1 pseudogene is annotated in these 484 nt (G+C 65.9%); it reads left to right on the forward strand.

Annotated features, from left to right (window positions below):
* Window positions 1–484: pseudogene (locus L981_RS35335) on the forward strand (hemagglutinin); the annotation flags it as partial.

Consider the following 484-nt stretch of genomic DNA (forward strand, 5'->3'; position numbering starts at 1 on the left):
CCATTGGCGTGACCGACAGCCGTGGCGCCAGCGGAACGGCTGCCTATACGCTGAAGCTGAACGCCCGCGCGGTGACGGTTCCCAATGTCGTCGTCGAGGTTCCGGCCGGTTCGGCGCCGAAGGATGTCTATCTGAACGGTGGCGCCACCGGCGGTCCCTTCATCGATGCATCGGTCGCCTCGGTCTCGCCGCCCTTTGCCGGCACGGCCGAGATCATCGAAGGCGAGCTTGCGGCCGCCGGCAGCTTCACGCCGGTCGGCTTCTATCTGAAGTTCACGCCGAATCCGTCCTATTCCGGTTCGGCGGTGGTCAGCTACACCTTGAGAAGCGCGCTCGGCGCGTCCAATCTTGGCCGGGTCACCTACAGAATAGCGCTCGACCGTGTCGCAGCCGGCGAGGAGATCGACGGCCTGGTGCGCGATTTCGTGCGCAACCGGCAGAGCCTGCTGTCGTCGACGGTCAAGGTTCCGGGGCTGATCGAGCG

It is taken from the genome of Ensifer sp. ZNC0028 (assembly GCF_000799055.1).
Taxonomy (GTDB): domain Bacteria; phylum Pseudomonadota; class Alphaproteobacteria; order Rhizobiales; family Rhizobiaceae; genus Ensifer.